Source organism: Neotamlana nanhaiensis, assembly GCF_000943555.1.
GTDB lineage: Bacteria > Bacteroidota > Bacteroidia > Flavobacteriales > Flavobacteriaceae > Neotamlana > Neotamlana nanhaiensis.
This window is the reverse complement of the sequence record NZ_JTDV01000010.1, coordinates 84,641-101,126: the sequence shown is the minus strand read 5'-3', so window position 1 is coordinate 101,126 and position 16,486 is coordinate 84,641. Positions and strand designations below refer to the sequence as shown.

18 protein-coding genes are annotated in these 16,486 nt (G+C 33.7%); all 18 read left to right on the top strand.

Features of this window, described 5'->3' with window-relative positions; translation table 11 throughout:
- Positions 1–4 precede the first annotated feature (4 nt).
- Genes DarG through PK35_RS10895 form a run of 18 tightly spaced genes read left to right on the top strand, consistent with a single transcriptional unit; the run spans position 5 to position 16,486 of the window.
- Positions 5–415, top strand: coding sequence for a flexirubin biosynthesis protein DarG (gene DarG, locus PK35_RS10980; protein WP_044626771.1), 411 nt, complete (start codon positions 5–7; stop codon positions 413–415).
- Positions 405–1,409 carry a BtrH-related acyltransferase DarH gene (darH, locus tag PK35_RS17675; RefSeq protein WP_044626770.1) on the top strand — a complete coding sequence of 335 codons (1,005 nt, stop codon included), beginning with the start codon at positions 405–407 and terminating at the stop codon, positions 1,407–1,409. Before DarG ends, darH begins: the two co-directional genes overlap by 11 nt.
- 3 nt (positions 1,410–1,412) lie before the next feature.
- Complete coding sequence (locus PK35_RS17670; protein WP_044626769.1) at positions 1,413–2,156, top strand: ABC transporter ATP-binding protein; 744 nt, start codon at positions 1,413–1,415, stop codon at positions 2,154–2,156.
- The gene (locus PK35_RS10965) at positions 2,149–3,420 is read left to right on the top strand and encodes an ABC transporter permease (RefSeq protein WP_044626768.1); all 1,272 of its coding nucleotides are present in this window, start codon (positions 2,149–2,151) and stop codon (positions 3,418–3,420) included. The genes PK35_RS17670 and PK35_RS10965 overlap by 8 nt, the downstream gene beginning before the upstream one ends.
- Complete coding sequence (locus PK35_RS10960) at positions 3,410–3,850, top strand: acyl-CoA thioesterase (RefSeq protein WP_117624673.1); 441 nt, start codon at positions 3,410–3,412, stop codon at positions 3,848–3,850. Before PK35_RS10965 ends, PK35_RS10960 begins: the two co-directional genes overlap by 11 nt.
- Positions 3,843–4,985 (top strand): beta-ketoacyl synthase N-terminal-like domain-containing protein, encoded by a 1,143-nt coding sequence (locus PK35_RS10955; protein ID WP_044626767.1) that lies wholly within the window; start codon positions 3,843–3,845, stop codon positions 4,983–4,985. Before PK35_RS10960 ends, PK35_RS10955 begins: the two co-directional genes overlap by 8 nt.
- 16 nt (positions 4,986–5,001) lie before the next feature.
- The gene (locus PK35_RS10950) at positions 5,002–5,628 is read left to right on the top strand and encodes a 3-oxoacyl-ACP synthase (RefSeq protein WP_117624672.1); all 627 of its coding nucleotides are present in this window, start codon (positions 5,002–5,004) and stop codon (positions 5,626–5,628) included.
- Positions 5,616–5,873 (top strand): phosphopantetheine-binding protein, encoded by a 258-nt coding sequence (locus PK35_RS10945; RefSeq protein WP_044626765.1) that lies wholly within the window; start codon positions 5,616–5,618, stop codon positions 5,871–5,873. The genes PK35_RS10950 and PK35_RS10945 overlap by 13 nt, the downstream gene beginning before the upstream one ends.
- Before the next feature lie 8 nt (positions 5,874–5,881).
- Positions 5,882–7,084: a beta-ketoacyl-[acyl-carrier-protein] synthase family protein gene (locus tag PK35_RS10940; protein ID WP_044626764.1), complete on the top strand. Its 1,203-nt coding sequence runs from the start codon at positions 5,882–5,884 to the stop codon at positions 7,082–7,084.
- Between the two features lie 2 nt (positions 7,085–7,086).
- Complete coding sequence (locus PK35_RS10935) at positions 7,087–8,151, top strand: beta-ketoacyl synthase N-terminal-like domain-containing protein (protein ID WP_044626763.1); 1,065 nt, start codon at positions 7,087–7,089, stop codon at positions 8,149–8,151.
- Positions 8,145–8,909, top strand: coding sequence for a polysaccharide deacetylase family protein (locus PK35_RS10930; protein WP_044626762.1), 765 nt, complete (start codon positions 8,145–8,147; stop codon positions 8,907–8,909). Before PK35_RS10935 ends, PK35_RS10930 begins: the two co-directional genes overlap by 7 nt.
- The gene (gene lolA2, locus PK35_RS10925) at positions 8,902–9,519 is read left to right on the top strand and encodes a flexirubin biosynthesis/transport protein LolA2 (RefSeq protein ID WP_044626761.1); all 618 of its coding nucleotides are present in this window, start codon (positions 8,902–8,904) and stop codon (positions 9,517–9,519) included. Before PK35_RS10930 ends, lolA2 begins: the two co-directional genes overlap by 8 nt.
- Positions 9,500–10,111, top strand: a complete 612-nt coding sequence (lolB2, locus tag PK35_RS10920; RefSeq protein WP_044626760.1) for a flexirubin biosynthesis protein LolB2 — start codon at positions 9,500–9,502, stop codon at positions 10,109–10,111. The genes lolA2 and lolB2 overlap by 20 nt, the downstream gene beginning before the upstream one ends.
- Before the next feature lie 3 nt (positions 10,112–10,114).
- On the top strand, positions 10,115–10,732 hold the full coding sequence (locus PK35_RS10915) for a porin family protein (RefSeq protein ID WP_044626759.1): 618 nt from the start codon (positions 10,115–10,117) through the stop codon (positions 10,730–10,732).
- Positions 10,732–11,097: an ApeI family dehydratase gene (locus tag PK35_RS10910; RefSeq protein WP_044626758.1), complete on the top strand. Its 366-nt coding sequence runs from the start codon at positions 10,732–10,734 to the stop codon at positions 11,095–11,097. The genes PK35_RS10915 and PK35_RS10910 overlap by 1 nt, the downstream gene beginning before the upstream one ends.
- A 2-nt stretch (positions 11,098–11,099) precedes the next feature.
- Positions 11,100–11,594, top strand: coding sequence for a hypothetical protein (locus tag PK35_RS10905; protein ID WP_044626757.1), 495 nt, complete (start codon positions 11,100–11,102; stop codon positions 11,592–11,594).
- A 34-nt stretch (positions 11,595–11,628) separates the two neighbouring features.
- Entirely contained in the window at positions 11,629–12,813 is a 1,185-nt protein-coding gene (locus tag PK35_RS10900) for a DUF2062 domain-containing protein (RefSeq protein ID WP_044626756.1), read from the top strand.
- Positions 12,806–16,486, top strand: coding sequence for an MMPL family transporter (locus PK35_RS10895; protein WP_044626755.1), 3,681 nt, complete (start codon positions 12,806–12,808; stop codon positions 16,484–16,486). The genes PK35_RS10900 and PK35_RS10895 overlap by 8 nt, the downstream gene beginning before the upstream one ends.

The following is a 16,486-nucleotide window of genomic DNA, read 5'->3' as shown; positions in this document are numbered from 1 at the left end:
AGGTATGAAAGCAAACGAAGTGCCTCAAGATAAAAGTAGTTTAGATTCTATTAACCAAAAAGAATTATGCTACGCTACCGACGAAAACGGTAACTACATCACCACAAAAAGTAGTGGTTGGACGCCCAAAACAATTGCTCTAAATAATGCCATTGAAGATATTAAAGAACGTGCCGAAGAAGCGAAACAACGCGTCATAAATAATCAAACAAGTCCTATTGAGTATTATATGGAATTAAATAGAATGGACGTTACTATTCTAGCAGGTTATGTTGGTATTTGGCCATTTCGCGTAAAGCGTCATTTTAACCCGAAGCGCTTTAAAAAATTATCCGATAAATTATTACAAAAATACGCCGATGCTTTTAACATAAGTTTGGAGCAACTAAAACAAGGAGATTTAAATGAAGATTGATTTTAAACATCACCAGTCTGCACATTGCGAAAATGGTGTGGTTTCAAATTTAATGAAGCATAATGGCTTAAACATTAGCGAACCTATGATTTTTGGTATAGGTTCTGGGCTTATATACTGTTACATTCCGTTTTTAAAGGTAAATCACGGTCCAGCAGTAACCTATCGTGTTATGCCTGGGCTTATTTTTAAGCGTTTTGCAAAACGTATCGGGGTTACTTTTAAACGCGAAAAGTTTAAAAGTGTAACCAAAGCGAAACAGCGTTTAGACGAAAATTTAAAAAACAATAATCCGGTTGGTTTACAAGTTGGTATTTATCATTTGTTATACTTACCAGATCATTACCGTTTTCATTTTAATGCCCACAATATTGTGGTTTACGGTAAAGAAGATAACAATTATTTAGTTAGCGATCCCGTTATTGAAACGGTTGCAACTTTAGATGAAAAACAAATGGAAAAGGCACGTTTTGCCAAAGGACCATTTGCACCAAACGGACAAATTTATTATCCTATTTCTTTCCCAAAAGAAAGTGATATTCCGTATAAAGAAGCTATTATAAAAGGTATAAACCAAACGTGTCGCGATATGTTGGCACCTATTCCAATTGTAGGTGTTAAAGGTATTAGGCGAGTGGCAAAACTTATTAAAAAGTGGCCAAAGAAGAAAGGTATAAAAGTAGCTAATCATTATTTAGGGCAAATTGTACGAATGCAAGAAGAAATTGGAACCGGTGGTGGTGGTTTTCGTTATATTTTTGCAGCGTTTTTACAAGAGTCTAGCGGTATTTTAAATAATGAAAAATTAAGAGAACTTTCTAAAGAAATGACCGAAATTGGCGATTTATGGCGCGATTTTGCCTTAGAAGCCTCGCGTTTGTATAAAAATCGTAAAGCAACCACAGGATCGTACGATAAGGTTTCAGAAATGTTATTAGAGTTAGCCGATAAAGAAGAAGTTTTCTTTAAAGCCCTTAAAAAAGCTATTAAATAAATAATGATAGTTATAGATAAGATTTCTAAGAAGTACTTAGGTGCCGAAAATTACTCGGTGTCTAATTTGAGTCTGTCTATAAACGATCAGGAAATTTTTGGACTTCTTGGGCCAAATGGTGCAGGAAAAACGACTTTAATTTCTATGCTTTGTGCTTTAGTGAAACCAACTTCGGGGAGTTTCACCATTAATGATTTAAACTACAAACAACATAAAACCGAAATAAAAAAACTAATTGGTATTGTACCTCAAGAATATGCGTTGTACCCAACCTTAACAGCTTTCGAGAATCTAAAATATTTTGGGAGCATGTATGGTTTAAAAGGGAAAGCGTTAAACGAAAAAATATTAAGTCATTTAGAAATTTTAGGTTTAGAGAAGTTTGCTAATAAAAAAATTAGCACCTTTTCTGGAGGTATGAAACGTCGTGTTAATTTATTGGCTAGTATTTTGCATAATCCTAAAGTTTTAATTTTAGACGAACCTACTGTTGGTGTTGATGTGCAATCAAAAAATGTAATTATTTCTTTTTTAAAGGAGTTAAACGCTAACGGAACAACTATAATTTATACCTCGCATCATCTTAACGAAGCCGAACAATTTTGTACTAAGGTTGCCATTATTGATCACGGACAAATAATTGTAGAAGGCAAGCCAAAGGATTTAATTAATAAAGCCGAAGATTTACATAATTTAGAAGATGTGTTCATCAGTTTAACCGGTAAAGAGCTGCGCGATTATGCATAAGTTATTTGCTTCAACATATAAGGAGTTTTTGCTGCTTAAGCGCGATTTTGGTAGTGTAGTTATTTTGTTTGTAATGCCATTGGTGTTAATTATAACCATCACCTTAATTCAAGATAGCACGTTTAAAACCATCGAAAATACTCAAATTCCTATTTTGGTGGTCGATAATGATAAAGGCGAGGTTGCAAAAACCATGTTAGAAGGTTTAAAATCCTCTGAAGCTTTCGAAATCGTTACAAAAGATACAGAAACTGAAGCTAAAGAATTAGTGTTTGGTGGCGATTACCAATTGGCCGTTATTATTCCAGAGCATTTAACAGTCGATTTACATCAAAAAGTAAATAATAACGTTGATAATTTACTCCAAAATTTTGGAATAGATTCAGAAGAAAAAGCATTAGAGCAACCTGAAGTTACTAGTAAAGAAGTGCGTTTATATTTCGATCCAGCAACGCAAGTGTCGTTTAAAAATTCAGTTAAAAATGGCATCGATAAAATGATATCGAAAATTGAAATGAAAACCATTTACACCAGTTTTCAAAAGCAATTAAGTGATAATCCAGACGATGTCGTTTTTAAAACCGATAACTTTGTAACCTTCAAAGAAATTTTACCTAAAAAGGATAATCAAGAAGAGTACATGCCCAATTCGGCACAACATAACGTACCAGCGTGGTCGTTATTTGCCATTTTCTTTATTATCGTGCCGCTTTCAATAAATATTGTAAAAGAAAAAAGTCAAGGTACTTTTGTTAGGTTGCGCACCAACCCTGTAAGTTATGCTACGGTTTTAGGCGGTAAAACAGTTGTTTATTTAGCTGTTTGCCTTATTCAATTTGCTTTAATGTTGGCGGTTGGCGTATTTGTATTTCCAAAAATAGGCTTACCAACACTTGATGTTTCAGGTAGGTTGCCATTGTTGTTTGTAGTTAGTATTTTTGCTGGTTTAGCAGCTATAGGTTTGGGTGTTTTAATTGGTACTATTGCCAAAACGCAAGAGCAATCGGCACCATTTGGAGCTACTTTTGTAGTTATTTTGGCCGCCATTGGCGGGGTTTGGGTGCCAGTGTTTATTATGCCAAAGTTTATGCAGGTATTATCGAATATTTCACCAATGAATTGGGGCTTAAACGCGTATTACGACGTGTTTTTACGCAACGGTAGTTTATCCGATATTTTACCCGAATTGCTATTACTATTACTGTTTTTTGCAGCCACAACCATACTGTCTATATTTTATAACGAAAAGAAACATGCGGTCTAAACCAAAAGAAATAGAACATACTAGTAAAGTACGTGTTCGGTTTGTAGAAACCGATCCGTTAGGTATTGTATGGCACGGAAATTACATTCAATATTTCGAGGATGGTAGAGAAAACTTTGGAAGACACCATGGTATTTCGTATTTAGATCAAAAGGAATACGGCTTTGCAACTCCCATTATAGAATCGAAAACTAAACATAAGCGCCCTCTTAAATATGGCGATGTAGCGACGGTTAAAACCATTTTTGTAGATAGTTCGGCAGCAAAAATGATTTTTCGCTACGAAATTTATAACCAAGACAACGAGTTGGTTTGCACAGGAGAAACCGTTCAGGTTTTTGTAGATAATATTGGTCAAGGTGAACTATGGTTAACACCACCAGATTTTTTTACAGCTTGGAAGAAAAAAGTAGGTCTGTTAGATGAGTAAAGTGTATGTATCATATAACAACATTATATCCTCTTTAGGGTTCGATAGTGTTTCGGTTGCAAAAGAGGTGATTCAGGGCAAATCTGGACTCAAGCAAATTGCAGATGCTTCGATAATGCCAGAACCTTTTATGTCTTCTTTAATTGATGATGAAGTATTATCAGCAGCCTTCAACAATACCTCTGAAAAAAAATATACAAAATTGGAGCAGATGTTTATAGCATCGCTTCAAGATACTTTTAGTCAATCTAACATTGCGCTAACCGATCGTGTTGGTTTAATTATTTCAACGACAAAAGGCAATATTGATGCTTTAGATGATGCAAATGATTTTCCAAAAGAATGCGCATATCTTGACGTTTTAGCAAAAAATGTAACTAATTATTTTGGTTTTAAAACAGAACCTATCGTGCTCTCAAACGCTTGTGTTTCGGGAGTTTTAGCAGTTGCGGTTGCTAAACGTTACATAAAAAGTAACATGTTCGATCAGGTGTTTATTGTGGCAGGCGATTTGGTTACCGAGTTTATTTTGTCGGGTTTTAATTCATTTCAAGCCTTAAGCTCAGAGATTTGCAAACCATACGATAAAAACCGCATTGGTATTAACATAGGCGAAGTAGCAGTAAGTGCATTAGTCACTAAAAATGAAGCAAACCTAAGTGATGATGCTGTTGAAATTTTAGGTGAAGCTTCTTGTAATGATGCTAATCATATTTCGGGACCATCGCGAACAGGTGAAGGCTTGTATCGAAGTATAAAATCGGCTTTAAATCAAGCAAATTTAACTTCAGAAGACATCGATTATATTTCGGCGCACGGTACAGCAACGATGTATAACGACGAAATGGAAGCCATTGCCCTAAATAGATTAGGATTAGAACATACGCCAGTTAACAGTTTAAAAGGGTATTTTGGGCATACACTTGGGGCTTCAGGGTTGCTTGAAACCATTATTGGTATGCAGGCTTTAAAACAAAATAAGCTGATAAAAACCTTAGGTTTTGCCGAAATGGGTGTAACACAGCCGATAAACATTATTGAAGAAACAACCGAAAAACCACTTAATACATTTTTAAAAACAGCTTCAGGTTTTGGTGGATGTAACACAGCAGTAATCTTTAAAAAAGTAAAATAAGATAGATAGATTAATAATGGAAAATCAGTTTAAAATATCGTCTTATTGTCATGTTAAGCAAAATAAAATCAGTCTTAACGGAAAGGTTCTATTTTCAGTTAAACCTGAAGAATCAACGTTCTTAAAACAAGCTTATAAAGCGCTAAATGTTAATTATTCCAAGTTTTTTAAAATGGATAAATTAAGTCAGTTAGCCTTTTTAGCAGCAGACGTTTTGTTTCAGTACGAAAATATTTCCGAAGAAAACCAAGAGAATATAGCTTTGGTTATGGGAAACAAAGCCTCGAGTTTAGATACCGATAGGAAACACCAAGATAGCATACAAGATAAAACGAGTTATTACCCAAGTCCAGCGGTATTTGTGTACACTTTACCAAATATAATGTTGGGCGAAATTAGTATTAAATATAAATTGTACTCAGAAAATAGTTTCTTTGTATTCGAGAATTTTAAAACCAATTATTTTTATAATTACGCACAAAGTTTAATTGTCGATAATAAAGCCGATAAAATTTTATGCGGTTGGGTAAATGTAGATGATGAAGATTACGAAGCCTTTTTATATCTTGTAACACCCAACGGAGACCTACAACATACAGAACAACAAATAAATACATTATACAACGAATTATGGACGCTTTAAAACAAGAATTGAAAGAAAGCCTTGTAGAACAACTAAATTTAGAAGATATAACACCTGCCGAAATTGGCGATGACGATATGCTTTTTGGAGACGGATTAGGTTTAGATTCTATTGATGCGTTAGAGCTTATTGTGATGCTCGATAAAACTTATGGCATAAAATTAACCGACCCAAAACAAGGTCGTGCTATTTTTGAATCGATTAACACCATGTCTGCTTACATTGCAGAACACCGCACAAAATAATTATACACATGGGTAAAGGCGTTGCAATTACAGGTATGGGTATAATATCTGCTATTGGAAACAATGTAGATGAAAATCGCGAAGCCCTTTTTGCTAGTAAAACAGGCATTGGTCGTGTGGTTAAAATTAACACCAATCATAAAAACGATATTATGGTTGGTGAAATTGCTTATACCAATAGCCAATTGGAAGGCCTGTTGCAATTACCCGAAACTAATAATTATTCTCGAACCGCTTTATTAGGCGCAGTAGCTGCAAAAGAAGCAGTTGAAAGCGCTCGTATTTCTGATATAAATGAATACAAAACAGGTTTAATATCAGCAACCAGTGTTGGAGGTATGGATATGACCGAGAAATACTATTACGAGTATTTAGAAGATAAAACAGTTCAAAAATACATTGAAGCGCATCATGCAGGCGATTCGACCCAAAAAATAGCCGAACAATTAGGTTTAAAAAATAGTTTAGTTACAACTATTAGCACCGCTTGTTCTTCGGCGGCAAATGCCATTATGTTGGGGGCGCGTCTTATAAAATCAGGGAAATTAGATCGTGTTATTGTTGGTGGAGCCGATTGTTTATCGAAATTCACCATTAACGGATTTAAAAGTTTAATGATTTTATCGGACACCTATAACACACCGTTCGACGAAAACCGAAAGGGTTTAAATTTAGGTGAAGCTGCTGCATTTTTAGTGTTAGAATCTGATGCGGTTGTGAAGGCTGAAAATAAAACCGTTTTGGCCTATGTAAAAGGTTACGGTAATGCAAATGATGCTTTTCATCAAACGGCGTCTTCAGAAAATGGCGATGGTGCTACTTTAGCAATGCAACAAGCTTTAAAAGTGGCCAATTTAAAACCGGAAGCTATCGATTATGTAAATGCACACGGTACTGCCACAGGGAATAATGATTTATCGGAAGGTAAAGCGTTTTTAAGAGTTTTTGGTGATGATATGCCGCCGTTTAGTTCTACAAAACCGTTTACAGGACACACTTTGGCAGCTGCTGGTGGTATTGAAGCTGTATTTTCGGTTTTAGCATTACAGCATGATGTTGTGTATCCTAATTTAAACTATAAAACACCAATGACGGCTTTTAATTTAGTTCCTGAATTGGAGTTAAAAAAAGAGGCGGTTAATACAGTTTTATCAAATTCTTTAGGTTTTGGCGGAAATTGTTCAACCGTAATATTTTCTAAAAAGCAATAATTATGGGGAAAGTTTACGTAAATGGTTTAGGAAGTATTTCGGCGCAAAATACATTTGATAATACGGCGTTTTTAAGCGATGTTGAATATTACACAGACCGTGTAATTCCAGTTATCGATGTTAATTACAAAGCCTTTATTCCACCTGCTGCCGCACGACGTATGGCTAAAGGTATTAAAATGGGAATTGCCGCATCACGAACTGCGTTACAAGAAGCAAATTTAGAAAATGTTGATGCCATTATTACAGGAACAGGTATGGGCTGTGTACGCGATTCCGAGAAGTTTTTAAGTGCCATTATCGATAACGACGAGCAATATTTAACGCCAACACCATTTATACAATCTACACACAACACGGTTGGCGGTCAAATAGCCTTAGATATGGGCTGCAAAGGTTATAATTTTACCTACGTGCATGCCTCGGTGTCGTTCGAGTCGGCATTGTTAGATGCGATGTTGCAAATACAAACCGATGAAAGTCAATCTATTTTAATAGGTGGAGTAGATGAATTGGCGCCACATACTATAGAAATTCATAAAGCGGTAAATCATATAAAATCTGAAGCTGTTGAGGCTTCAAAATTACTGCAAAATAAAACAAAAGGTGCTGTATTTAGCGAAGGCGCTAATTTCTTTGTGGTTTCAAATGAAAAATCTCAAACTAGCTACGCTGAGGTTGTCGATGTGAAACTAATTAACACTTTGGAAGCCGATGAATTAAATACAGAACTTAATGCTTTTCTAGAAGAACAAAATCTCAGCATTCAAGATTTAAGTGCTGTTGTTTTAGGCTGTAATGGCGATGTAGAATTCGATGGGTTTTACGATGTTTTAGCCGAAAATAGCTTAAAAGATACGTCGCAATTATTTTACAAACATTTGTCTGGTGAGTTCCATACCGCATCCTCTTTTGGGTTTTGGCTTGCTGCTCGCGTTTTAAAATTACAAACCATTCCAGAAGCTGTGGTTTTAAAAGGAGACATGCCTTCAGAAATAAAAAATGTATTACTTTACAACCAGTATCGCGGGCAAAATCATAGTTTTACTTTATTAAAATCATGCTAAATTTTAAAACCATAAGCATTGTTAGTTGTATTGCTTTACTTGGTTTAATTATTTGTAATAGCAGTTGGATTTTCATGGTTTTGGTAGTTGTAATTTGGTTTGTAATTACAGGTTTAGGCTCAGGTTTAATTGGTTGGAATTATCATTTAAAATCGGTGCTTTCAAATGCTAAAACCTCAAAAAAGGCGGTTGCAATTACTTTTGATGATGGCCCAAACTCGCAATTTACACCTCAAGTTTTAGCACTTTTAAATCGGTTTAATGCTAAAGCTACTTTTTTTTGTATTGGTAAGCATGCCGAAAATCATCCAGACATTCTAAAACAAATTATAGGCGATGGGCACACCGTTGGTAATCATACGTATTCACATTCAAACAACTTCGGATTTTTTTCAACCCAAAAAGTTATTTCAGAATTAAAGAAAACAAACACTATTATTGAGAATTTTACGGGCTTGAAAATGAATCTTTACAGGCCCGCTTTTGGAGTTACAAACCCAAATATTAGTAAAGCAGTTAAGGTTTTAGGGTTAACATCTGTTGGATGGAATGTGCGGTCGCTCGATACAACATCGCGAAATTCAGGAACTGTTTTAAATCGCATTACAAAACACATAAAAGCAGGTGATATTATTCTGTTACACGACACTAGCGAGAAAACACTAATCGTTTTGGAACAATTATTGTTATTTTTACAGCAGAAAAATTTAGCATCGGTAACTATTGATGCTTTATGCGATTTAAAACCTTATGAATAAAATTTTAATGGCCTTTTTGTTGGTCGCTACTTGGGCAAGTGCACAACAAAAAATGACAAACACCGAAGCCGAAACTTTAAAGGCTTTGGTAAAAACGAGAGCGTCGCAAAAAAAGACTATTGTTAGCGATTTTACACAATACAAGCATTTAGATTTTTTATCGAACGATATTGTAACGCAAGGAAAATTACATTATAAATCGCCTGGTTTTGTAAAATGGGCTTATGTAAAACCTTTTCAGTACAGTATAATTTTTAAAAATGAAACACTTTTTATAAATAACGAAGGCAATAAAAGTGAGGTTGATGTAGGTTCGAGTAAAATGTTTACCGAGCTTAATAATTTAATCGTAAACAGTGTAAAAGGCGATATGTTTGACGATGAGCAGTTTGATATTTCTTATTTTAAAGTAGATGCGGGTAGCGTGGTTAATTTTGAACCCAAGGATGAAAAATTGAGTGATTTTATAAAAAGCTTCCAAATTAGTTTTGATGATAAAGGCGATGTAGATAGTATTAAAATGACTGAGCCATCTGGTGATTATACCAAAATTGAATTTACAAACCGCGTTTTAAACTCCACAATTAACGATGCGATTTTTAATAATTAGTCTGTGTCTTGTTTTGGTGTCTTGCGGTTCGTATAGCAAAAAATACGGGTTGCAAAGCGAACCAGTTTCAATAAATACGATTGAGAATGTTTATTTTGATTCGGCATCAACCGATTATGTGTACAAAGCAAATATTACGGTTTACGGGAATAATTTTGGCGGCTTATTAATTGTGAAAAAGCTTGCCGAAAACAATCATCGTGTAGCCTTTACAACCGAATTTGGTAATAAAATTTTCGATTTTTCTTTTATAGATGATAGCTTCAAAGTAAACTTCATTTTAGAAGACTTAAATAAAAAAATGCTCATAAATATCTTAAAACAAGATTTTTCAACTTTAATAAAATCGAATCTTCCGGTAAGGGCATCTTTCAAAATAGATAATTTCAATATTTTAAAATCTGAAAAAGATAAAAGTGATTTGTACTATTATTTTTCAAATTCAAATTTATCTAAAATTGAAAGCGTTAAGCATCAAAAGCCAAAAACAATATTTTTATTTAGCGAAATAAAGAATAGTTTTGCACAAAAAATTGAGATTGTGCATCAATCAATAAAATTACACATCAATCTTAAGGCCTTAAATCAATAAATCATGAAAAAGAATCTTTTTAGTTTACTGTTTTTGTTAGCAGTTACAACAAGTTTTGCACAGGTAACTTTTAAATCGGGTCTTCGTTTTGGAGCAAATTTTGCTGAAGTGACTAATTTAGAATCAGTAGATACGAAAACAAGTTTTTATGCGGGACTTTTTGGTGAAATTAAATTTACCGAGTTTTATGCCTTACAACCCGAAATTGGTTACAGCAGCCAAGGCGGTAAGTCGTTATACTCTAGTCGAGAAGATATCGATTTAAATTATGTAACGGTGGCTTTGGCTAACAAGTTTTTTATAGCAAAAGGTACTGGATTGCACTTAATTGTTGGACCGAGTATAGATGTAAACGTTGATTATAATTGGGTAAATATTTTAAATGATGATGTGGAATATGATATAACACCGATAGATATTTGTATTTTAGGTGGTATTGGTTACGAATTTCCGTTTGGTTTAACGGTTGAAGCACGTATAAAACAAGGTTTAATAGATTTGGACTTGTTTAACGATTACGATAATTACAATCACGAAGACGAGACCTACTATTATGATGATGAGAACCAATTAAACAAAGTGTTTCAGTTGGGGTTAATTTATAAATTTAAGTTCCGCTAATGTTATTACAAGATTTTTATAAAATAAACAGTTTACAAACCGAAAACGAGCAAACTATTGCTTTGGTAACTATTAATAAGGACCACGAGGTTTTTAAAGGGCATTTTCCTGGCAATCCTGTAACACCTGGTGTTTGCATTATGCAAATAGTAAAAGATATAACGAGCCAAGTGGTGGGGAAATTGCTTTTTATGGCTTCGTCGAGCAACGTGAAATTCATGGAAATTATTAATCCTGAAGTTACGCCCGATTTAGAATTTACCTTAAATATTACCGAACTTGATGGTGTTTATAGAGTAAAAAACGTAACCAAGTTTAACGATACAGTGGCGCTTAAATTAAGCATGAATTTAAAGGTGGTGTAATTATGAAACTATTAATGTCTTGTGTTCTGTTTTTGATGATTTTACCTCAAAAAATCGATTTAAAATCGGTAAGAGAAACGTATAGACAATCGGCTGAAAATACTGAAAAAACAGAGCAACTCGATAAAATCTTAATTGCTGTAACAAAAAATGACAAGCCAGCGTTGGTTGCTTATAAAGGCGCGGTTATTGCCTTAAAAGCTAAAAGTGCCGAGAAAATTAAAGATAAAAAAGAAGGGTTTATTGAAGGCGTTTCGTGGGTAGAACATGCTATTGAAAAGCATCCAAATAACTTGGAAGCCCGATTAATACGGCTAACAATTCAAGAAAATGCGCCTAAAATTTTAGGATACAAAAAGAATATTCCTGAAGATAAAACCAAACTTTTAAGTGGTTTAAAAAGTATTTCCGATAGTCATTTGAAAAATTATATAGAAGATTATATCTTGCAATCGAAAGTTTTTACTGATGAAGAAAAAGCACAAGTAGCAAACTGAGTTTTTTAAAGCATTTTCAGTAAAATAAAAGCAAATGAAAAAAGAACCAACCCATTTTAGCATTTGCGTTATCATTCCAACCTATAATAATCAAAAAACATTAGCACGGGTTATTGATGGCGTTTTAAACTATTCAAACCACGTTATTGTTGTAAATGATGGTTCTACCGACGATACATCAAACATTCTTAAAAATTACACCGATAGGGTTGAGGTTATAACCTTCGATAAGAATAAAGGTAAAGGAAAAGCACTACGCGAAGGTTTTAAATTAGCCATTAAAAAAGGTTACGAATTCGCTATAACCATCGATTCTGATGGACAACATTTTCCTGAAGATATTCCTAATTTTGTTAAAGCTCTCGAATCACATCCCGACAAAAATTTGTTGCTAATTGGTTCCAGAAATATGAGTCAAGAAGGAGTGCCTAAAAAAAGTAGCTTTGGTAATAAATTTTCTAACTTTTGGTTTTGGTTTGAAACAGGTATTAAACTTGATGATACACAATCGGGTTTTAGGTTATATCCGTTACACATTATAGAAACACGCAAATTTTTCACCAATAAATTTGAGTTCGAAATTGAAGTTATTGTACGATTAGCTTGGGCTGGTGTTGCGGTTAAAAATATGCCAGTAAAAGTGTTGTACGACTTGAGCGAGCGCGTTACACATTTTAGGCCTGTAAAGGATTTTGCTAGAATTAGCGTACTTAATACCGTGCTTGTTTTAATCATGTTGCTTTATATAAAACCACGAAATTTGTTTCGTAGATTAAAAAAAAAAGGCATTAAACGTTTTTTTTTAGAAGACTTTTTAGGGAGCCAAGATTCGCCAAAAAAGAAAGCGCTTTCAGTAGGTTTAGGTGTGTTTATTGGTTTGTCGCCACTTTGGGGATTTCATACGGTAACGGTTATTTTTCTGGCGATGTTTTTTAAGTTAAACAAAACCATTGCCTTTGCGTTTTCCAACGTTAGCATACCACCATGTATTCCATTTATCATTTATTTCAGTTCAAAAATTGGGCAGTGGCTTTATGGCGTAGAGTTTAGCTATAAACTCGATGAGGTCACCAAAGATTTCGTGATTTTAGAACATTTGGAAACCTATATTGTTGGTAGTTTTGTACTGGCAACGGTGGCATCAATAGTACTTACGGCGCTTAGTTTTTTGTTGTTTAATTTAGTAGGACGTAAAAACGTAATTGTAAAAAATGGCTAAGATTTTCTTCGGTATATACAAGGCTATTCAAAATCGGAAAACGCTAAGTGTTTTCGGGTTTTTACTGTTGCTTTTTAGTTTGATTTTTGTTGCGACTAAAATTGAATTTGAAGAAGATATTACCAAACTTATTCCTATAAATAAAGGAAACGAAAACGCAAGTAAAGTGTTTAAATCGATGAAGTTTGCCGATAAAATAATTGTCAATATTGCTTTAGAGGAAAACGGAAGTGTAAACGATTTAACCCATTTTGCTGATGTGTTTATTGATAGTTTAAACGCGTCATCAAGCCAATATATTGAAAATATTCAAGGAAAAATTGACGATGATGCCACCGTAAACACACTCGATTTTGTATACAACAACTTGCCTCTTTTTTTAGATACTGAAGATTATGAGCATATAAAAAACAAACTCAGTAAAGATAGTATTGATGCGATTACCAAAAATAATTATAAAACCTTAGTGTCGCCATCGGGGATTGTTTTAAAGAAAACCATAGTAAAAGATCCTTTGGGATTATCGTTTTTAGGTTTAAAAAAACTGCAAAGTTTAACCTTAGGAGATGATTTAAACCTTTCCAATGGTTATTTGCTAACGAAAGATAAAAAACACATTTTACTGTTTATATCACCAAAATTAAAGTCGAGTGAAACAGCACAAAACGCACAACTTTCGAAGCATTTATATGCTTTAGCTAGTACATTAAATAGCAATTTTAAAAACAAAGTAAGTGTCGATTATTTTGGAGGTGCCTTGGTAGCTGTTGAAAACGCTAAACAAATAAAACACGATATACAATTTACAGTTAGCATTACGTTAACCATACTTTTGGTGATTCTCATTTTGTTTTATCGCAAGTTATTGTTGCCTATAATTTTGTTTGTGCCAACTATTTTTGGCGGACTTTTAGCCATCACCGTATTGTTTGTGTTACGCGAAAAAATTTCGGCTATATCATTAGGTATTGGTTCGGTGTTGTTGGGCGTAACACTCGATTATGCCTTGCATATTCTTACTCATATTCGAGATAATAACAACATAAAAACCTTATACAACGACATTACAAAACCTGTTTTAATGAGTAGCGTCACCACCTCATTGGCGTTTTTCTGTTTGTTGTTTTTAGATTCACAAGCGCTGCAAGATTTAGGTTTATTTGCAGGTGTTAGTGCTTTAGGTTCGTCGGTTTTTGCCTTAGTTTTAATACCGCATTTATATAAAAAGTCAGCTTCAAAATCCTATTCAAATACATTTATTGATGCGTTTGCAAGTATAAATTTTCATAAAAAGAAAGCTGTTTTTATAGGCATTGCCTTGGTTTTATTAATCTCTATATTTACGTATAAGCAGGTTGGTTTTAATAAAGATTTAAGCAAGTTAAACTTCGAGCCACCTAAACTTATGCAAGCTCAAAGCAATTTAGAGCGTATTACAAATGTGGCATCAAAATCGGTTTACGTGGCCGCTCATGGAAATACGTTGCAAGAGGCTTTACAAGTAAACGATTTGGTTTTTAATGTTTTGAATCAATTAAAATCTAGCGGTGAAATTATCGATTTTAGTTCGGTAGGCGCATTGGTTCAATCCGAATCACATCAGCAAGAAAAAATACTACAATGGCAACAATTCTGGAGTGAAAATGAAAAAGATACAGTAAAAACCAACTTAATTAAAAGCGGAAAAATATTAGGATTTAAGCCCGAAACACATCAGCAATTTTATAATTTAATTAATAAGGAGTTTCAATATATTAAACCTGCATCGTATTCGGTTTTAAAAGTTTTAAATATTGAAGATTTCATCAGCGAAAGCGATAATTTTTATACCGTTTCATCTTTAGTAAAGCTCGATGAAGCAAATATTGAAGCTTTTTCAACTCAGTTTAAAAACACAGAAGGCGTTGTTATTATAGATCGAAAAGGAATTAACGAGCAGTTTTTAGGAAATTTAAAATCAGATTTTAATCGTTTGGTTTGGTATTCATTGCTTGTTGTAATTGTTATTTTGTTCATTTCGTTTCGCAGTGCATCATTAACTTTAATTACGGCGCTTCCTATTGCATTAACATGGTTTGCAACTGTAGGTTTAATGGGACTTTTGGGGATAAAATTCAACATTTTTAATATTATAATTTCCTCCTTTATTTTTGGTTTAGGCATCGATTATGGCATATTTGTAACCAATGGTTTACTGCATGAATACCGCACTGGCGAACGCGTTTTAAATACCCATAAAACCTCAATTGTTTTATCGGTTATCACTACTATTTTAGGTGTTGGTGTGCTTATTTTTGCAAAACATCCGGCGCTATATACCATTTCGGTGGTGTCTATAATAGGAATATTATCGGCTATGGTTATGGCCTTTACCATTCAACCTCTATTGTTTAAATTATTAATAGGCAGTAAAACATCGCGACCAAAAACGGTGTTCGAGTTGTTGCATAGTACCATGTCGTTTACGTATTACGGTTTGGGAACGGTTTTATTATCAATAGTAGCCACTATTTTTATAAAAATACGACCTTCAAAAAAGGACGCTTATTTACTAAGGTTTCATAAAATTGTCTCTAAATTTTTAACCTCAGTTTTAAAATCTAATCCGTTTGTGCCCAAAACAATCATTAATGATGTTGATGAAACGTTTGAAAAACCAGCAGTCATTATTGCAAATCACACCTCTTTTTTAGATACATTGACGATTGAAATGGTCTCACCCAAAATTATTTTTTTGGTAAACGATTGGGTTTATAATTCGCCAGTTTATGCACGAGCCATGAAACTTGCTGGATATTTCCCAGTGTCCGATGGTATTGAAAACGGACTGGAACAATTACAAGAAAAAGTAGCTCAAGGTTATAGTATTATGGTGTTTCCAGAGGGCTCACGTTCGTTTACAAATAAAATTAACAGGTTTCATAAAGGCGCATTTTATTTGGCAGAACAGTTTAATTTAGATGTTTTGCCTATTTTAATTCATGGGAATTCTGAAGTAAATTCCAAAGGTGATTTTATAATTAGGAAAGGAAAAATTACCCTAAAAGTGCTCGATCGTGTTAAAGCTAACGATGTGTCTTTTGGAGAAACAACTAGAGCCAGAACTAAACTTATTAGCAAACATTTTAAAGCTGAATTTTTAAAGTTTAGAAAAGAAAATGAAGATGCCACTTACTTTCATCATTTAGTGTTATGCGATTTTAGGTATAAAGGCGATGCGCTGTATAATTGGGTAAAAACTGATTTGCAGCAGTATAAAAATCAGTATTATAAAATTTTGAAACGGCTTCATGACAGCAAACAAGTTTGTCATATTTCAACAAAAAACGGGCAATTAGATTTCTTGATGGCTTTAAATAATCCTGCATTAAAAATTGAAAGCTTTATTGAAGACTTAAGTGTTCGGAAGATCCTTAAAAATTCATACTTGACTAATACACATTATAAACTAAATTATAATGATGGTTTTGAAGGGTTTGAGGAAAAAATAAATACCGCTGATGTATTAATAATTGAATCAAAAATAGTCGCAAATCAATTAAAAACAACAGAAAACATTAAAACATTGGTGCTACTCAAAGAAAGTTGTATTTTAACCCAAAAGTTTGTTTCAGAGCATCAATTTGCGGTGCAGCACGAAGAAACATATCTAGCTATTTTAACAAAAAAATAA

What these genes read in the sequence shown, in the direction of transcription:
- darH (WP_044626770.1), top strand. Translation starts at nt 405, where the DNA reads ATGAAGATTGATTTTAAACATCACCAGTCTGCACATTGCGAAAATGGT.
- PK35_RS10965 (WP_044626768.1), top strand. Translation starts at nt 2,149, where the DNA reads ATGCATAAGTTATTTGCTTCAACATATAAGGAGTTTTTGCTGCTTAAG.
- PK35_RS10915 (WP_044626759.1), top strand. Translation starts at nt 10,115, where the DNA reads ATGAAAAAGAATCTTTTTAGTTTACTGTTTTTGTTAGCAGTTACAACA.
- PK35_RS10945 (WP_044626765.1), top strand. Translation starts at nt 5,616, where the DNA reads ATGGACGCTTTAAAACAAGAATTGAAAGAAAGCCTTGTAGAACAACTA.
- PK35_RS10900 (WP_044626756.1), top strand. Translation starts at nt 11,629, where the DNA reads ATGAAAAAAGAACCAACCCATTTTAGCATTTGCGTTATCATTCCAACC.
- DarG (WP_044626771.1), top strand. Translation starts at nt 5, where the DNA reads ATGAAAGCAAACGAAGTGCCTCAAGATAAAAGTAGTTTAGATTCTATT.
- PK35_RS10950 (WP_117624672.1), top strand. Translation starts at nt 5,002, where the DNA reads ATGGAAAATCAGTTTAAAATATCGTCTTATTGTCATGTTAAGCAAAAT.
- lolB2 (WP_044626760.1), top strand. Translation starts at nt 9,500, where the DNA reads ATGCGATTTTTAATAATTAGTCTGTGTCTTGTTTTGGTGTCTTGCGGT.
- PK35_RS17670 (WP_044626769.1), top strand. Translation starts at nt 1,413, where the DNA reads ATGATAGTTATAGATAAGATTTCTAAGAAGTACTTAGGTGCCGAAAAT.
- PK35_RS10895 (WP_044626755.1), top strand. Translation starts at nt 12,806, where the DNA reads ATGGCTAAGATTTTCTTCGGTATATACAAGGCTATTCAAAATCGGAAA.
- PK35_RS10960 (WP_117624673.1), top strand. Translation starts at nt 3,410, where the DNA reads ATGCGGTCTAAACCAAAAGAAATAGAACATACTAGTAAAGTACGTGTT.
- PK35_RS10955 (WP_044626767.1), top strand. Translation starts at nt 3,843, where the DNA reads ATGAGTAAAGTGTATGTATCATATAACAACATTATATCCTCTTTAGGG.
- PK35_RS10940 (WP_044626764.1), top strand. Translation starts at nt 5,882, where the DNA reads ATGGGTAAAGGCGTTGCAATTACAGGTATGGGTATAATATCTGCTATT.
- PK35_RS10910 (WP_044626758.1), top strand. Translation starts at nt 10,732, where the DNA reads ATGTTATTACAAGATTTTTATAAAATAAACAGTTTACAAACCGAAAAC.
- PK35_RS10905 (WP_044626757.1), top strand. Translation starts at nt 11,100, where the DNA reads ATGAAACTATTAATGTCTTGTGTTCTGTTTTTGATGATTTTACCTCAA.
- PK35_RS10930 (WP_044626762.1), top strand. Translation starts at nt 8,145, where the DNA reads ATGCTAAATTTTAAAACCATAAGCATTGTTAGTTGTATTGCTTTACTT.
- PK35_RS10935 (WP_044626763.1), top strand. Translation starts at nt 7,087, where the DNA reads ATGGGGAAAGTTTACGTAAATGGTTTAGGAAGTATTTCGGCGCAAAAT.
- lolA2 (WP_044626761.1), top strand. Translation starts at nt 8,902, where the DNA reads ATGAATAAAATTTTAATGGCCTTTTTGTTGGTCGCTACTTGGGCAAGT.